The 15,682-nt window shown below is 64.2% G+C and carries 18 protein-coding genes; 8 read left to right on the forward strand and 10 right to left on the reverse strand.

The genetic code is table 11. The features are described from left to right. Nucleotides 1-128: 128 nt before the first annotated feature. From rsmD to IAE33_RS07625, 3 genes are read right to left on the reverse strand one after another with little or no spacing between them, the layout of a single operon-like run. Entirely contained in the window at nucleotides 129-731 is a 603-nt protein-coding gene (gene rsmD / locus IAE33_RS07615; RefSeq protein WP_201163020.1) for a 16S rRNA (guanine(966)-N(2))-methyltransferase RsmD, read from the reverse strand. Beyond that, a complete protein-coding gene (locus tag IAE33_RS07620; RefSeq protein ID WP_201163021.1) occupies nucleotides 731-2,221 on the reverse strand; it encodes a M16 family metallopeptidase in 1,491 nt (496 codons plus the stop codon). Before IAE33_RS07620 ends, rsmD begins: the two co-directional genes overlap by 1 nt. Continuing rightward, nucleotides 2,214-3,569, reverse strand: coding sequence for a M16 family metallopeptidase (locus IAE33_RS07625; RefSeq protein ID WP_028632061.1), 1,356 nt, complete (start codon nucleotides 3,567-3,569; stop codon nucleotides 2,214-2,216). The genes IAE33_RS07620 and IAE33_RS07625 overlap by 8 nt, the downstream gene beginning before the upstream one ends. A gap of 230 nt (nucleotides 3,570-3,799) precedes the next feature. On the opposite strand from IAE33_RS07625, the gene ftsY reads away from it, so the two are divergent. The 4 genes from ftsY to rpoH all read left to right on the forward strand — a co-directional run bounded on the left by ftsY (nucleotide 3,800) and on the right by rpoH (nucleotide 7,974). Next, nucleotides 3,800-5,317 carry a signal recognition particle-docking protein FtsY gene (gene ftsY / locus IAE33_RS07630; protein ID WP_201163022.1) on the forward strand — a complete coding sequence of 506 codons (1,518 nt, stop codon included), beginning with the start codon at nucleotides 3,800-3,802 and terminating at the stop codon, nucleotides 5,315-5,317. A gap of 2 nt (nucleotides 5,318-5,319) precedes the next feature. Further along, nucleotides 5,320-5,991 (forward strand): cell division ATP-binding protein FtsE, encoded by a 672-nt coding sequence (gene ftsE / locus IAE33_RS07635; RefSeq protein WP_028632059.1) that lies wholly within the window; start codon nucleotides 5,320-5,322, stop codon nucleotides 5,989-5,991. Further along, entirely contained in the window at nucleotides 5,988-7,010 is a 1,023-nt protein-coding gene (gene ftsX / locus IAE33_RS07640) for a permease-like cell division protein FtsX (RefSeq protein WP_028632058.1), read from the forward strand. The genes ftsE and ftsX overlap by 4 nt, the downstream gene beginning before the upstream one ends. A 109-nt stretch (nucleotides 7,011-7,119) precedes the next feature. After that, a complete protein-coding gene (gene rpoH / locus IAE33_RS07645; protein WP_028632057.1) occupies nucleotides 7,120-7,974 on the forward strand; it encodes an RNA polymerase sigma factor RpoH in 855 nt (284 codons plus the stop codon). A gap of 64 nt (nucleotides 7,975-8,038) precedes the next feature. Here the strand turns inward: rpoH and mtgA are convergent, their stop codons facing one another. Then, on the reverse strand, nucleotides 8,039-8,749 hold the full coding sequence (gene mtgA, locus IAE33_RS07650; RefSeq protein ID WP_201163068.1) for a monofunctional biosynthetic peptidoglycan transglycosylase: 711 nt from the start codon (nucleotides 8,747-8,749) through the stop codon (nucleotides 8,039-8,041). Between the two features lie 64 nt (nucleotides 8,750-8,813). Between mtgA and IAE33_RS07655 the strand changes: the two genes are divergently transcribed. The 4 genes from IAE33_RS07655 to trmB all read left to right on the forward strand — a co-directional run bounded on the left by IAE33_RS07655 (nucleotide 8,814) and on the right by trmB (nucleotide 11,068). After that, on the forward strand, nucleotides 8,814-9,185 hold the full coding sequence (locus IAE33_RS07655; RefSeq protein WP_060480819.1) for a DUF423 domain-containing protein: 372 nt from the start codon (nucleotides 8,814-8,816) through the stop codon (nucleotides 9,183-9,185). Between the two features lie 102 nt (nucleotides 9,186-9,287). Further along, nucleotides 9,288-9,488, forward strand: a complete 201-nt coding sequence (thiS, locus tag IAE33_RS07660) for a sulfur carrier protein ThiS (RefSeq protein WP_028632054.1) — start codon at nucleotides 9,288-9,290, stop codon at nucleotides 9,486-9,488. Nucleotides 9,489-9,541: 53 nt separating this feature from the next. Next, the gene (locus IAE33_RS07665; RefSeq protein WP_043208630.1) at nucleotides 9,542-10,336 is read left to right on the forward strand and encodes a thiazole synthase; all 795 of its coding nucleotides are present in this window, start codon (nucleotides 9,542-9,544) and stop codon (nucleotides 10,334-10,336) included. Between the two features lie 9 nt (nucleotides 10,337-10,345). After that, the gene (trmB, locus tag IAE33_RS07670; RefSeq protein ID WP_028632052.1) at nucleotides 10,346-11,068 is read left to right on the forward strand and encodes a tRNA (guanosine(46)-N7)-methyltransferase TrmB; all 723 of its coding nucleotides are present in this window, start codon (nucleotides 10,346-10,348) and stop codon (nucleotides 11,066-11,068) included. Nucleotides 11,069-11,353: 285 nt separating this feature from the next. Here trmB and IAE33_RS07675 read toward each other — a convergent pair whose 3' ends face one another. The 6 genes from IAE33_RS07675 to metX are packed head-to-tail and all read right to left on the reverse strand — an operon-like array spanning nucleotide 11,354 to nucleotide 15,677. Then, nucleotides 11,354-11,680 (reverse strand): DUF3392 family protein, encoded by a 327-nt coding sequence (locus IAE33_RS07675; protein ID WP_060480817.1) that lies wholly within the window; start codon nucleotides 11,678-11,680, stop codon nucleotides 11,354-11,356. Between the two features lie 9 nt (nucleotides 11,681-11,689). After that, nucleotides 11,690-12,865 (reverse strand): radical SAM family heme chaperone HemW, encoded by a 1,176-nt coding sequence (gene hemW, locus IAE33_RS07680; protein WP_201163023.1) that lies wholly within the window; start codon nucleotides 12,863-12,865, stop codon nucleotides 11,690-11,692. Then, nucleotides 12,862-13,458 (reverse strand): RdgB/HAM1 family non-canonical purine NTP pyrophosphatase, encoded by a 597-nt coding sequence (gene rdgB, locus IAE33_RS07685; protein ID WP_028632049.1) that lies wholly within the window; start codon nucleotides 13,456-13,458, stop codon nucleotides 12,862-12,864. The genes hemW and rdgB overlap by 4 nt, the downstream gene beginning before the upstream one ends. After that, complete coding sequence (locus tag IAE33_RS07690) at nucleotides 13,455-13,889, reverse strand: DUF4426 domain-containing protein (RefSeq protein ID WP_028632048.1); 435 nt, start codon at nucleotides 13,887-13,889, stop codon at nucleotides 13,455-13,457. The genes rdgB and IAE33_RS07690 overlap by 4 nt, the downstream gene beginning before the upstream one ends. Nucleotides 13,890-13,909: 20 nt before the next feature. Beyond that, entirely contained in the window at nucleotides 13,910-14,530 is a 621-nt protein-coding gene (gene metW, locus IAE33_RS07695; protein WP_028632047.1) for a methionine biosynthesis protein MetW, read from the reverse strand. A gap of 7 nt (nucleotides 14,531-14,537) precedes the next feature. Further along, complete coding sequence (metX, locus tag IAE33_RS07700; protein ID WP_060480815.1) at nucleotides 14,538-15,677, reverse strand: homoserine O-succinyltransferase MetX; 1,140 nt, start codon at nucleotides 15,675-15,677, stop codon at nucleotides 14,538-14,540. Nucleotides 15,678-15,682: the final 5 nt, after the last annotated feature.

Consider the following 15,682-nt stretch of genomic DNA (forward strand, 5'->3'; position numbering starts at 1 on the left):
CGCGAGTGCCTCGGGCACCCCTTCGAGAGGGGCCGGCGCAGGTGAGGGTAGTGGCATGGCTGAAGTGCTCGGGTGGTTGGAAACCCCAACAGCTTCAGCCAATGGCGCGCCCTGCCTGCGCTAGATAACTAGCCCCGCTGCCACAGTGCGTAATGCACCTGGCCGGTTTTTTTCTCACGGTGCAGGCGCCAGCTGGCAGGCAGTTGCAGGCTGGACGGCGCCGCTTCGCTCTCGGTGTACACCCATGCCTGCTCGCGCAACCACTGGTTCTGCTCCAGCAGGTTGCAGGTTTCAGCCAGCAGTTGCTGGTGGAACGGCGGGTCGAGGAACACCACATCGAACTGCTGTTTGGCCGGTGCCTGCAGGTAGCGCAGGGCGTCGGTCTGCAGGATCTGCCCCCGTGGGCAACGCAGAAGCTCCAGGTTGTTTTTCAGGTTGGCGATGGCGGCCGGGTTGCTGTCCAGCGCCACGGCATCCTCGGCCCCGCGTGACAAGGCCTCGAGCACCAGGGCGCCGCTGCCGGTGAAGGCATCCAGTACCCGGGCCCCTTCGATGTAGGGCGCCAGCCAGTTGAACAGGGTTTCACGTACCCGGTCGGGGGTTGGGCGCAGGCCTTCGCCGTCAGGCACCGCCAGGCGCCGGCTGCGCCAATGGCCGGCGATAATGCGCAGGTGGCCCGAGCCTTTGCTCTGGCCCGGCTGCGGGCGGGCGGGAGGGGTGGATCTTGGCATTAGTGCTCCGGTACCCCGAGGGCTGGCTCGGTGGGTTTGTCGGTGGGGGCAGGCAACGGCTTTTGCGGCACGTTCGGGCCGACGGTGACGATCACCAGCTTGTCAGCGGCCAGGTGCCGGTTCATGGCGGCCTTGACCTGCTCGACGGTCAGCGCCTGGGACTGCTGCATGAAGTCCTCCAGCCACGTCAGCGGCAGGTTGTAGAAGCCAATGGCGCCCAACTGCCCGACAATGCTTTCGTTGCTGGCATTGGACAGCGGGAAGCTGCCGGCCAGTTCGCGTTTGGCGTCGTCCAGCTCCTGCTGGGTCGGGCCCGTGCTGAGGTAATCGGCAAGAATACCCTGAACCAGCTTCAGCGTCCCTTCGCTAAGCTCGGCACGGGTTTGCAGGTTGATCATGAAGGGCCCGCGCACCTGCATCGGGCTGAACGCCGAATACACGCCGTAAGTCAGGCCGCGTTTTTCCCGCACTTCGCTCATCAGCCGCGTACCGAACGCGCCACCGCCCAGGATCTGGTTGCCCAGCGAAAGCGCTGGCCAGTCCTTGTCCTGGCGGTCGATGCCCAACTCGGCCAGCATCAGGTGGGTTTGCTTGGAGGGGAAGTCGATGTGGGTGAGCCCGGCCTTGGCGTCGGCTGGCTGGGCCGGGGCGGGCAATGCAGGGCCTTTCGGCAGGCCGGCGGACACCTGGGCGGCGATGGCTTCGGCTTCGCTGCGGCTCAGGTCGCCGACCAGGGCGATGACCGCGTTGCCTGGGGTATAGGCCTTGGCATGGAATGCACGCAATTGTGCAAGGCCAAGGCTGTTGATGCTCTCAGGGCTGCCGTCGCTCGGGTGCGCGTAGGGGTGGGTACCGTAGAGTTTTTCGAACAGCGCCTTGCCCGCGATTTTACCCGGGTTCTGCTTGTCGTACTCGAAGCCCGCCAGCATCTGATTCTTGATGCGTTTGAGGGCCTCTTCAGGGAAGGTGGGCTTGCCCGCGACCTCAGTGAACAGCTTCAGTGCAGGTTCGCGCTTGTCCTTGGCACTCAGGCTGCGCAGCGAGGCCACGGCCATGTCGCGGTAGGAACCATTGCCGAAGTCCGCGCCTAGGCCCTCGAAGCCCTGGGCGATGGCGGTCACGTCCTTGCCGGCCACGCCTTCATTGAGCATGGCGTTGGTCAGAGCTGCCACCCCGGGGGTGGCGCCATCCTGGCTGCTGCCGGCGGCAAAGGTTACGCGCAGGTCGAACATGGGCAGTTCGCGGGCTTCGACGAACAGCACGCGTGCGCCCTCGGCCGTATTCCAGTGCTGAATGTTCAGCTGACGACGGCTGGGGGCCTTGCCGTCGAGCTCAGCCAGCGATTGCAGCGTATTGGCCGGGCGGGCCGCCGCGGTATCGGGCTTGGCCGCCTGGTCGGCCAGGGCCGGTGCGGCCAGCACGGTCGCCAGTGCCAGGGCACGGATGCCCGTGGCCAGCAGGGTGGGGCGTGGTGCGCGGCGGTCACTCATGGGCGGACTCCTCGGGCAGTACATGGGCAACGCTCAGGCGTTCGCGGGTGAAATAGGTGCGCGCGGCGTTCTGGATGTCCTGCGGGGTGACGCGCTTGAGCTCGTCCAGCTCGCTGTCGATCAGCTTCCAGGACAGGCCGACGGTTTCCAGCTGGCCAATGGTGGTGGCCTGGCTGCTGATGGAGTCGCGGTCGTAGACCAGGCCGGCAATGACCTGGGCGCGTACCCGCTCCAGTTCCTCGGCGGTCGGCGGGGTGGTCTTGAGTTCATCCAGCAATTGCCAGATGCCTTTTTCGACGTCGGCCAGGGTCTTGTGCTTCTGCACGTTGGGGGTGGCCGAGATCAGGAACAGGCTGTCGCCGCGGGTGAAGGCGTTGTAGCTGGACGATGCGCCAGCCACCAGCTCCTGGCCGCGCTCCAGGCGGGCAGGCATGCGCGCACTGTAGCCACCGTCGAGCAGCGCCGAGATCAGGCGCAGGGCATGCACCGTGCGCGGGTCCTGCGCGGTGGGCAGGCCCGGCACGTTGAAGCCGTAGATCAGGCTGGGCAACTGGGTGCGCACATGCAGGGTCAGCTGGCGCTGGCCAGGTTCGGCCAGTTCCAGTGGCAGCTTGGCGGCGGGCACGGTGCGCTTGGGGATGGCGCCAAAGTACTTCTGCGCCAGGCCTTTCACCTCATCGGCGGTGACATCGCCCACCACCACCAGCGTAGCGTTGTTGGGGGCGTACCAGGACTCGTACCAGTGGCGCAGCTCTTCGACCTTCATGCGGTCAAGGTCGGCCATCCAGCCGATGGTGGGGGTGTGATAGCCGCTGGCAGGGTAGGCCATGGCGCGGAACAGCTCGAATGCCTTGGCATTGGGCTGGTCGTCGGTGCGCAGGCGGCGTTCTTCCTTGATGACCTCGATTTCACGGCTGAACTCGTCGGCCGGCAGGCGCAGGCTGGCCAGGCGGTCGGCTTCGAGTTCCAGGGCCACCGGCAGGCGGTCGCGGGCCAGCACCTGGTAATAAGCGGTGTAGTCGTCGCTGGTGAAGGCGTTTTCTTCGGCACCCAGGTCGCGCAGGATGCGCGAGGCTTCGCCCGGGCCGATTTTGGCACTGCCCTTGAACATCATGTGCTCAAGCGCGTGGGACAGGCCTGTCTGGCCGGGGGTTTCGTAGCTGGAGCCAACCTTGTACCAGATTTGCGAAACCACCACCGGGGCACGGTGGTCCTCACGCACGACCACTTTGAGGCCGTTGTCGAGGATGAATTCGTGGGTGGGTTGCACATCGGCGGCGAAGGCCGCGAGCGGCAGGCACAGTGTGCCGAGCAACAGGCCTGCGGCGCGGCGGGCTAGAGCATTCATACGGTGTTTAACCTGTTCGGCGGCCCGCTGGGTTTAGCGTCGGCAGGCCAGGAGGTGCTAGGATACTGATCCGGTTGCCTGGCGACCATGCCTGTCGCCGTTCTGGCTTGCAGGACATCAAGACAAAACGTTGCGCATGAACCAGCCGGCTTCAAGATAGTCTGTTCTGCGTAGAAAGAATTCCCGATGCGCCATAGCTGGCCCATCGCTACCCTGAGATAGCCGTCTCCATGTTTGGTTCCAACGACGACAAGAAAGCGCCGGCCGAGGCCAGCGAGAAGAAAGGCCTGTTCAGCTGGTTTCGCAAGAAGCCGCAGCCACCTGTCGCCGAACAGCCGCAAACCCCAGAACCGCCGTCCGCCGAGCCGCATGCTGGCGAACCGGTAGCGCCTGCCCCGGTTGCCGAGCAGCCGCAGGAAGCGCCGGCCGAGCCTGTTGCCCCGGCGCCGCAGCCTGCCACGCCCGAACCGCAACCTGTCACCCCCGCACCGGTCGTTTCACCGCCTGCGCCAGCGCCCGTGACTCCCCCCAGCGTGCCCGAGCCTGAGCAGGTTGAACCCGTTGTGCCTGCGCCGGTTGCCCAGCCAGTTGTCGAAGCGCCTGGCACGCAGCCCGTCGAGCAGGCCGCGCCTATCAGCAACCTGGTGTTGCCCGTGGCCGAAGAGCCTGTGGCGCTGGTGCCGGACCTCGAACCCAAGGCCCCGCCTGCCATCCCCGAGCGCCAGGCCCCCGAGCCTGCCGCCCCCGTTGCCGTCGAAGTGGCTGAAGCCCAGGTAGATGCGCCTGCCGAAGTGGCAGTGGCCGCCCAGGTGGAAGCCGCGAAGCCTGGCTTCTTCGCCCGCCTCAAACAGGGCCTGTCCAAGACCAGCGCCAGCATTGGCGAAGGCATGGCCAGCCTGTTCCTGGGCAAGAAGGTGATCGATGACGACCTGCTGGATGAAATCGAAACCCGCCTGCTAACGGCCGACGTGGGTGTGGAGGCCACCTCCACGATCGTGCAGAACCTGACCCAGAAGGTCGCCCGCAAGCAGCTGGCTGACGCCGATGCGCTGTACAAGTCGCTGCAGGAAGAGCTGGCTGCGCTGCTCAGGCCGGTTGAGCAGCCGCTGGTGGTGCAGGCGCAGAACAAGCCCTACGTGATCCTTGTGGTAGGTGTGAACGGCGCCGGCAAGACCACCACCATCGGCAAGCTGGCCAAGAAGCTGCAACTGGAAGGCAAAAAGGTCATGCTGGCGGCCGGTGACACCTTCCGTGCCGCTGCCGTGGAACAGTTGCAGGTGTGGGGTGAGCGCAACAAGATCCCGGTCATCGCCCAGCACACCGGCGCCGATTCAGCTTCGGTGATTTTCGATGCCGTGCAGGCTGCCAAGGCCCGTGGCGTCGACGTGCTGATCGCCGACACCGCCGGCCGCCTGCACACCAAAGACAACCTGATGGAAGAGCTGAAGAAAGTGCGCCGGGTCATCGGCAAGCTTGACCCCGAAGCGCCCCACGAGGTGCTGCTGGTGCTCGATGCCGGTACTGGCCAGAACGCCATCAGCCAGGCCAAGTACTTCAACCAGAGCGTCGAACTGACCGGCCTGGCGCTGACCAAGCTGGACGGCACGGCCAAGGGCGGCGTGATCTTCGCCCTGGCCAAGCAGTTCAAGCTGCCCATCCGCTTCATCGGTGTCGGTGAAGGTATCGATGACCTGCGCACCTTCGAAGCCGAGCCGTTCGTCAAGGCTCTGTTCGCCGAGCGAGACTGACCATGATCCGATTCGAACAGGTTGCCAAGCGCTATCCCAATGGTCATGTGGGGCTGCATGAGCTGAGTTTCCGGGCGCGCCGGGGCGAATTCCTGTTCGTCACCGGCCATTCGGGCGCCGGCAAGAGCACCTTGCTGCGCCTGCTGCTGGCCATGGAGCGCCCCACCAGCGGCAAGCTGATGCTGGCCGGCCAGGACCTGGGCCAGATCAGCAACTCGCAGATCCCGTTCCTGCGCCGCCAGATCGGCGTGGTGTTCCAGAACCACCAGTTGCTGTTCGACCGCACAGTCTTCAACAACATCGCCCTGCCGCTGCAGATTCTTGGCTTGTCCAAGCCCGAGATCGCCAAGCGTGTGGATTCCGCGCTGGAGCGTGTTTCGCTGTCCGACAAGGGCGAGCTGTACCCGGCGGACTTGTCCACGGGCCAGCAGCAGCGGGTAGGCATCGCCCGCGCCATCGTTCACCAGCCAGCCCTGCTGCTGGCCGACGAACCCACCGGTAACCTCGACCCGCGCCTGGCGGCAGAAATCATGGGCGTGTTCGAAGACATCAACCGGCTGGGCACTACTGTTTTGATCGCCAGCCACGACCTGGCACTGATTGCGCGCATGCGCCACCGCATGCTGACCCTGCAGCGCGGCCGCTTGATCGGCGATGGGGAGGCCGGGCAATGAGCACTACACGTACGCCGAAGGTGTCCGAACGGGTGGCGCCTAAACCGGCCGACCCGCAAGCGCCTAAAAAACGCACCGCCGACGATGACGGGCCAGACCTGCGCACGCTGATGCATGCCTGGCTGGAAAGCCACCGTGCCAGCCTGGCGGACAGCTTGCGCCGCCTGGGCAAGCAGCCGATTGGCAGCTTTTTCACCTGCATGGTGATGGCGGTGGCCCTGAGCATGCCCATGGGCCTGTCGTTGCTGCTCAAGAACGTGGAGCAACTGGGCGGCTCGTGGCAGCGCGCGGCGCAGATTTCCCTGTACCTCAAGCTCGATGCCAACAGCCGTGATGGCGAGGCGTTGCGCGATGAGATCAAGGGCATGCCCGGCGTAGCCGAAGCCCAATACGTCAGCCGCGAGCAGGCACTGCAGGAATTCCAGCAGCAGTCCGGGCTGGGTGAAGCCCTGCGCGAATTGCCCGATAACCCACTGCCCGGTGTGGTGGTGGTCACCCCTACCGAGGTCGACAAGCCAGCCCTCGAAGCGCTGCGCCAGCGCCTGTCTGAGCTGCCGCGCGTTGACGTGGCCCAGCTTGACCTGGTGTGGGTGGAGCGCCTGGCGGCCATCCTCAAGCTGGGCGACCGGTTCGTGTTCGGGCTGGCGGTGATGCTGATTTCTGCATTGTTGTTAGTAATCGGTAACACAATTCGTCTACATATCGAAAACCGCCGTATCGAGATCGAAGTCATCAAGCTGGTCGGCGGTACCGATGCCTACGTGCGCCGGCCCTTCCTGTACATGGGCGCCCTGTACGGGCTGGGCGCGGGCCTGCTGGCGTGGGCCATCCTGGCGTTTGGCCTGAGCTGGCTGAACGAGGCCGTGGTTGGCTTGTCCGGCCTGTACGGCAGTGACTTCGCCTTGGGCGGGGTACCGCCGTCCGATGGTCTGTCGCTCTTGATCGGAGCGGTGCTGTTGGGGTATATCGGTGCATGGATCGCAGTGGCCCGCCACCTGAACGAGCTGGCACCGCGATAGTTTTCTGTGCCTCATTGACGTGCTGTTCACGCAGGAACTTGTACCGTGGTTCCAGGTCAATGTAGGCAGCGCCCAAAAGGCGCGAGTTTAGTAAGTCGGAGGTTCTTGAATGACCACATCGTTGCAACCTGCCTATGCCCTGGTACCCGGTGCAAACCTGGAAGCCTACGTGCACACGGTCAACAGCATCCCGCTGCTGACGGTCGAGCAGGAGCGTGATCTGGCCGAGCGTCTCTACTATGAGCAGGATCTCGAGGCCGCTCGGCAGATGGTGATGGCCCACCTGCGTTTCGTCGTACACATTGCCCGTAGCTACGCAGGCTACGGGTTGGCCCAGGCTGACCTGGTGCAGGAAGGTAACGTCGGCCTGATGAAGGCCGTGAAGCGCTTCAACCCCGAAATGGGCGTGCGCCTGGTGTCGTTCGCCGTGCACTGGATCAAGGCTGAGATCCACGAGTTCATCTTGCGTAACTGGCGCATCGTCAAGGTGGCTACCACCAAGGCGCAGCGCAAGCTGTTCTTCAACCTGCGCAGCCAGAAGAAGCGTCTGGCGTGGCTGAACAACGACGAGGTGCATCGGGTGGCCGAAAGCCTCGGCGTAGAGCCGCGGGAGGTGCGCGAGATGGAAAGCCGCCTGAGCGGCCACGACATGGCGTTCGACCCGGCTTCTGAGGCGGATGACGACAGTGCCTTCCAGTCGCCTGCGCACTACCTGGAAGACCACCGTTACGACCCGGCCGTGCAATTGGAGGATGCTGACTGGAGCGACAACTCCACCAGCAACCTGCATCAGGCCCTGCAAGGCCTGGACGATCGTAGCCGCGATATCCTGTACCAGCGCTGGCTGGCCGAAGAGAAGGCCACCCTGCACGAGCTGGCAGACAAGTACAGCGTATCGGCCGAGCGTATTCGCCAGCTGGAGAAGAATGCGATGAACAAGGTCAAGGCGTTGATCGCTGCCTGACCCTGGTTCACGTCGCAAAAAAGCCGCTGCCCCGTAAGGGACAGCGGCTTTTTCATGGCTGTGTTCAGAGCTTGCGGGAAGTGTCCAGTTGCATCAGGTAGCTGGGGCCGCCCAGTTGGCTCATCTGCCGGCTGATCCAGCCGGCGCGGCTGGCCACATAGGCACTGGGCCGGCCCGCGTTCCATTTGATCGGGCTTGGCAGCACCGCCGCCAGCTGCGCGGCCTGCTGGCGGTTCAGGCGGCTTGCGTCCACACCGAAGTGATAGCGTGCTGCAGCCTGCGCGCCGAATACCCCTGGGCCCCACTCGGCGCTGTTCAGGTACACCTCAAGGATGCGCTCCTTGGACCACAACAGCTCCATCAGGGCCGTGAACCACGCTTCCAGCCCCTTGCGCAACCAGCTGCGCCCGGACCACAGGAACAGGTTCTTGGCTACCTGCTGTGTGAGGGTGCTGGCGCCACGGATGCCGCCCCCGCGTTCGTTGTAGGCCAGCGCAGCCTGGATGGCGGGTATGTCGAAGCCCCAGTGGGTGGCGAACTTCTGGTCCTCGCCGGCGATTACCGCCACTTTCAGGTCATCGGAAATGCGCTCCCACGGCACCCAGTCACGCTGCAGGTCGATGGGCTCGCCGTCTACCCAGGACTCCACCTTGCGCTCCACCATCAATGCCGTACCCGGTGGCGGTACCCAGCGGAACACCAGCACCAGCACGATACTGCCGGCGGCGAACCAGAGCAGGGCGCGGTACAGTCGGCGTAAGAGGTTTGGCAGCATGGGGATGGCTTGGCCGTACGGATGGAAGGGGCCATTATACAGACCCGATACGAGGAGTCGTCCCATGCTTCGCAGCTTCCTGATGCTTGCCGCCTTTTTCGGCTTTACCGGTGTCGCGCTGGGCGCCTTCGCCGCGCACGGCCTCAAGAACAGGCTCAGTGCCGATTACCTGGCGATTTTCCACACCGGTGTGACCTACCAGCTGGTGCACGCCCTGGCGCTGTTCGGGGTTGCGCTGCTGGCAGCGCACTTGCCCGGGCGGCTTGTCGGTTGGGCAGGCGGCCTGTTCGTGCTGGGTATCGTGCTGTTTTCCGGCAGCCTTTACCTGCTCACCCTCAGTGGCATCGGCAAGCTTGGCATCATCACCCCCATCGGCGGTGTGTGCTTCCTTGCCGGCTGGCTGTGCCTGGGGCTTGCCGCGTGGCGGCTGGGCTGACTGGGCGGCCCGCAATCGCGACTAATGGCGTGTGGCGGCCTTGGGTTGCAGGCCCTTTCGGGGCTAGAATGCGGGCCCCAAAGAACAATGGTGGCCGTGAGCATGCGCATTCAACTCAATGGTGAGCCGTACGAATTGCCGTCGGGCGAGAGCGTCGCGGCCCTGCTGGCTCGCCTGGACCTGGCTGGCCGCCGCGTGGCGGTAGAGCTCAACCAGGACATCGTGCCGCGCAGCCAGCACGACAGCACTGCGCTGCACGAGGGTGACCAGGTCGAAGTGGTGCACGCCATCGGCGGCGGCTGATCGCTGCCGGCGAACCCCCTGCAAGCCCAGCAACCTTTTCCCGAGGAACAACCATGAGCAACGTTCGCAGCGACAAGCCCTTCACCCTGGCCGGCCGTACGTTCCAGTCGCGCCTGCTGGTCGGTACCGGCAAGTACCGTGACATGGAAGAAACCCGCCTGGCCATCGAAGCCTCGGGTGCCGAAATCGTCACCGTTGCCGTGCGCCGCACCAACATCGGCCAGAACCCGGGTGAGCCGAACCTGCTCGATGTGCTGCCGCCAGATCGCTATACCATCCTGCCGAACACCGCAGGTTGCTATGACGCCGTCGAGGCCGTGCGCACCTGCCGCCTGGCCCGTGAGCTGCTCGATGGCCACAACCTGGTCAAGCTGGAAGTGCTGGCCGACCAGAAAACCCTGTTCCCCAACGTGATCGAAACCCTCAAGGCCGCCGAAGTGCTGGTCAAGGATGGTTTCGACGTGATGGTCTACACCAGCGACGACCCGATCATCGCCCGTCAGCTCGCCGAAGCCGGCTGCATTGCGGTCATGCCCCTGGCAGGCTTGATCGGCACCGGCCTGGGCATCTGCAACCCGTACAACCTGCAGATCATCCTTGAGGAATCGAAGGTGCCCGTGCTGGTCGACGCCGGTGTAGGCACCGCATCGGATGCCACCATCGCCATGGAAATGGGCTGCGAGGCAGTGCTGATGAACTCGGCCATTGCCCACGCCCAGCAGCCGGTGCTGATGGCGGAGGCCATGAAGCATGCCATTGTCGCTGGCCGCATGGCCTACCTGGCCGGCCGTATGCCCAAGAAACTCTATGCCAGCGCGTCTTCACCGCTGGAAGGTCTGATCAAGTAAGAGCCCCTGATGACTGAATCGCACGATACGCCGACCACCCCTGACGGCGACGCCCGCCCACACCGTCGCATCAAGAGCTTCGTGATGCGCGCCGGGCGCATGACCGAAGGCCAGCAGCGTGGCCTGGACCAAGGCGGCCCGCAGTTCATCCTGCCGCTGGCCGACAGCCCTGTGGACTACGACCAGGTGTTTGGCCGGTCGGCGCCGCGCACGCTGGAAATCGGTTTTGGCATGGGCCATTCCTTGCTGGAAATGGCGGCGGCCGCCCCAGATCAGGATTTTATCGGCGTAGAGGTTCATCGCCCGGGTGTGGGTGCGCTGCTCAACGGTGTGCTCACCCAGGGGCTGCAGAACCTGCGGGTGTATGACTGCGATGCCATCGAAGTGCTGAACCGCTGTGTGGCCGACAACAGCCTCGACCGCCTGATGCTGTTCTTCCCCGACCCCTGGCACAAGGCGCGTCACCATAAGCGCCGTATCGTGCAGCTGGAGTTTGCCGAGCTGGTGCGCCGCAAGCTCAAGCCCGGTGGGGTGTTCCACATGGCGACGGACTGGGAGCCCTACGCCGAGTACATGCTGGAAGTGATGAACGCCGCGCCGGGCTATCGCAACCGCGCGGCGGATGGCGCCTATGTGCCCCGCCCGGAAGAACGCCCGATCACCAAGTTCGAACGCCGCGGCGAGCGGCTGGGGCATGGGGTGTGGGACTTGAAGTTCGAGAAGGTCGACTGATCGGCTTTCGCAAGCTGTGGGAGCAACTGTCTTCCCCAAGATCTCAAAGCTGGCGCAATCACTGTGGGAGCGGGTTTACCCGCGAAGCAAACAGCGCGGTGTATGGCACCGGCTTTGCCGGTGTTCGCGGCTGAAGCCGCTCCCACAAGGTGGATTGCGCCAGCATTCAGACTTTGTGGAAGACAGTTGCTCCCACGGGTTGGTGCTGAATCACAAGATTATGTGCACTTGCGTGAGCATCAGCTTCGCGTGCCGACCAACTGCAGACCGCGCCTGACTGGTCAATCACCCGCGCCGATCAGCCACCACCCCAATCAGCACCAGCACCACCAGCAACACCGGCGCCAGCGCATAGTTGTTGAACTGGCCCAACCCTTTCACCACCCACGGCGTGGCATAGATCAGCGCCGCGCCGCTGCCGATCATCACCAGCAGGGCCATCAGGGGTACCCGCAGGGCGCCTGCCAGGCTGCCCAGGCGTTGCTCCACCCAGGTCTTGATGTCGGTGCCGAACAGCACCAGTAGGCAGCCCACCAAGGCGAGCGAAATTTCTGACAGGTTGCTGCGGCTCCAGCGGGAAACCGTCGCGAGCAGATCAAGTACCAGATCCATGGGTCATCCTTAGGTCAAGAAATACTGCAGCAGGTCGTTGAGGAACAACTGCCCCCGGGGCGTTGCGGCCAGCCGATCCGGTTCGACCTGCAAAAGGCCCTTTTGTTCGGCACTGCGGCGGGCCTCGGCCAGTTGCGCGAGGGGCAGCCCGGTGCGTTCGGTGAACAGCCGGGCTTCAACGCCATCCGTGAGCCGCAGGGCGTTCATCAGGAACTCGAACGGCAGTTCAGCGACCGGCAGCAGCTTTTCCCCCGCCTTGAACGGTTTGGCCAGGTTCAGGTAGTCCTTGGGCAGGCGCGTCTTCCAGGTACGCAGAATGCGGCCATCGGCAAAGGTGAGCTTGCCATGGGCGCCGGCGCCGATGCCGATGAAGTCGCCAAAACGCCAGTAGTTCAGGTTATGCCGGGCAGCGCGGCCAGGTTGGGCATAGGCGGACACTTCGTACTGGGCAAAGCCGTTGGCGGCCATGAGGTGCTGGCCGGCTTCCTGGATATCCCAGAGGATATCGTCCTCGGGCAGCGCTGGCGGCTGGTTCCAGAACACGGTGTTCGGTTCCACCGTCAGCTGGTACCACGACAGGTGCGTCGGGCCCAGGTCGATGGCCTGGCGCAGGTCGCCGAGCGCATCATCCAGCGACTGGTCGGGCAGCCCGTGCATCAGGTCCATGTTGAAATTGTCGAAGCCGGCGGCGCGTGCCATACCTGCTGCGCGTACCGCTTCGTCGCCGTTGTGGATACGCCCCAGCGCCTCCAGTTTGCCGGGCTGGAAGCTCTGCACGCCGATGGACAGGCGGTTGATGCCCGTTTGCCGGTAGGCCTTGAACTTGTCCTGTTCGAACGTACCCGGGTTGGCCTCCAGGGTTATCTCGATGTCCGGTGCAAACGCAATGCGTTGTTCCACACCGCGCAACAGCCGGCCCAAGGCGGCGGCACTGAACAGGCTGGGCGTGCCGCCCCCGAAGAAGATCGAGCTGATGGGGCGGCCCTGTACGGCGGCCAGCTCCTGGTCCAGGTCGGTGAGCAGTGCCGCGACATAGGCATCTTCGGGCAGCTCAGGCCCGGCCGCGTGCGAATTGAAGTCGCAGTACGGGCATTTGCGTACGCACCAGGGGATGTGGATGTACAGCGACAGCGGCGGCAGTTGCTGGAAGCCTGCCGCCGAGGGGGTGGACTGCGGTGGGATCATGCCAGGCCCAGACGTTGACGCAACAGGGCCATGGCGCGGGCGCGGTGGCTAAGCTGGTTCTTGTCCGCGGGCGCCAGGTCGGCGCTGGAGCAGTCACGTTCGGGCACCCAGAACAGCGGATCGTAGCCAAAACCATGGTCACCGCTGGCCTGGAACAGAATACGGCCGTGCCACAACCCTTCGCACAGGATCGGCAGTGGGTCGTCTGCATGACGCACCAGCGCCAGCACGCAGACGAACTGGGCGCCGCGCTCGGCCTCAGGCACGTCTTTCAGTGCTTCGAGCAGCTTGGCGTTGTTCGCCGCGTCACCCTGGCCATTGGCATAACGCGCCGAATAAATCCCCGGAGCCCCTCCAAGGAAGTCCACGGCCAGGCCCGAGTCATCGGCCAGCGCCGGCAAGCCGGAGATGCGCGCGGCATTACGGGCCTTGAGGATGGCGTTTTCAACGAACGACAGGCCGGTTTCTTCCGGTTCGACCTGGCTGAACTCGCCAATGGACCGCAATTGCACGCTCTGGCCGAGCATGGCTTGCAGTTCCTTGAGTTTGCCGGCGTTGTGGCTGGCCAATACCAGTTGCTGGAAATTCATCATTCGCCTGGGAACACTTCCTGGTTGAAACTGAAGGAGTTGCCGATGCCGCCGGTTTCGACATTCAGGTCGAACGTGACGGTTTCGGGCTGTTCGATCTTGAACTGGGCCACGTACGACACCGTGCCCTGGTCGGTAACCTGCCTGAACGACAGGGGGCTGCTGCGCCCGGTGAGGTCCTTGACCGTACCGCTGACCACTGCCGTTGCCGGTTTGCCGGCCTTGAGCGCAGTCAGGGTGAGTACCCCCAGGTTCTTGCTGCGTACCAGGCCCGTGGCCGCAGCTACCTGGGGCGTGAGCATGCTCGAGGTGAAGGCGCTGTAGTGCACCGTCACGTTGCCGAATACCTCTTTGCGATCGGCGCGGGCAGTATCGGCGGCCACCGCCGGCAAGGCCAGACACAAACTGACGAGAAACAGTGCAAGGCGACGCATGGTGCGATCCCTCCGAAAAATCAGACTGCGAGCTGGTGTTCCTGCAGGCCGGGGCTGCTGACCCGGTAGATGCCGATTTCACCCAGAAGATTAGGCCAAAGCCGGCCACCCCACCCATTGCGGTGCAGGTTATCGACAGCCAGGCGGTCCAGCACCTTGGCCTTGCGCTCGTGCACCAGCTCTTCGAAGTCTGCGAAGGTGCAGAAGTGGATGTTCGGCGTGTTGTACCAGGTATACGGCATGAAGTCCGACACCGGCATGCGGCCTTTGGTCGCCAGGTACCAGCGGCAGCGCCAATGGCCGAAGTTGGGGAAGGTGATGATGCACTGGCGGCCCACGCGCAGCATCTCGTCCAGGATACGGTCGGGGTATTCCACGGCCTGCAAGGCCTGGGTCATGATCACCACGTCGAAACTGTTGCTGGCGAAGTTGCCCAGGCCTTTGTCCAGGTCTTGCTCGATGACATTCACGCCCTTGGCGACGCACGCAGCGATATTATCGGCGTCGATTTCCAGGCCGTAACCGGTGACCTGCTTGCGATCGCGCAGCGAAGCCAGCAGTTCGCCGCTACCGCAGCCCAGGTCGAGGACCCGGCTACCGGCGGGGATCCAGTCGTGGATGATTTCCAGATCGGCTCTCATGCTGTCCTCAGATGGCAATGCGGTTCATGTAGTTCGAGAAACCCTGCATGTAGCGAGGTGTGGGGATCAGGAAAGCATCGTGCCCATAGGGCGAGTCGATTTCCAGGTAGCAGACGTTCTTGCGGGCGGCCATCAGCGCGTCGACGATTTCCCGCGAGCGGGCAGGGGAAAAACGCCAGTCGGTGGTGAACGACATGATGCAATAGTTGGCCTTGACGTCGGCCAGGGTTGCCGCCAGGTCGCCGCCGTGGGTGGCTGCAGGGTCGAAATAATCCAGCGCCTTGGTCATCAGCAGGTAGGTATTGGCATCGAAGCGACCGGAAAACTCTTCGCCCTGATAGCGCAGGTAGCTTTCTACCTGGAACTCGACACTGTGGAAGTCGTAGTTGAGTTTGTCGCTTTTCAGCTCACGGCCGAATTTCTCACCCATCGAGTCGTCGGACAGGTAGGTGATATGGCCGACCATGCGTGCCAGCATCAGGCCGCGTTTGGGGATCACCCCCTGGTCCTGGAACGAACCGCCATGGAACTCGGGGTCGGTCAGAATCGCCTGGCGCGCCACTTCGTTGAAGGCAATGTTCTGCGCCGACAGCTTGGGCGCCGATGCGATGTCGACGCAGTGGCGCACCCGCTCGGGGTAGGTGATGGTCCACTGCAGTGCCTGCATGCCGCCCAGGCTGCCACCGACCACTGCCGCCCACTGCTCGATGCCCAGGCGCTGGGCCAGGCGCACCTGGCTGTGCACCCAGTCTTCCACCGTGAGCACCGGGAAATCGGCACCGTAGGGCTTGCCGGTGGCGGGGTTGAGGCTGCTGGGCCCGGTGCTGCCGTTGCAGCCGCCCAGGTTGTTCAGGCTGACCACGAAGAAGCGGTTGGTGTCGATTGGCTTGCCTGGGCCGATGCAGCTGTCCCACCAACCCGGCTTGCGGTCGCTGGCGTCATGGTAGCCGGCAGCGTGATGGTGGCCGGACAAGGCATGGCAGATAAGCACAGCGTTGCTCGCGCTGGCGTTCAGGGTGCCGTAGGTTTCGTAGACCAGCTCGTAGCTGATCAGGGAGCGGCCGCAGGCCAGGGCCAGCGGTTCATCGAACCTGGCGGTTTGCGGTACTACCAGACCGACGGAATCTTCGGGAAAGACAGTGGACATCGACC

The organism is Pseudomonas sp. S60 (genome assembly GCF_016647865.1).
GTDB classification, from domain to species: Bacteria; Pseudomonadota; Gammaproteobacteria; order Pseudomonadales; family Pseudomonadaceae; genus Aquipseudomonas; species Aquipseudomonas parafulva.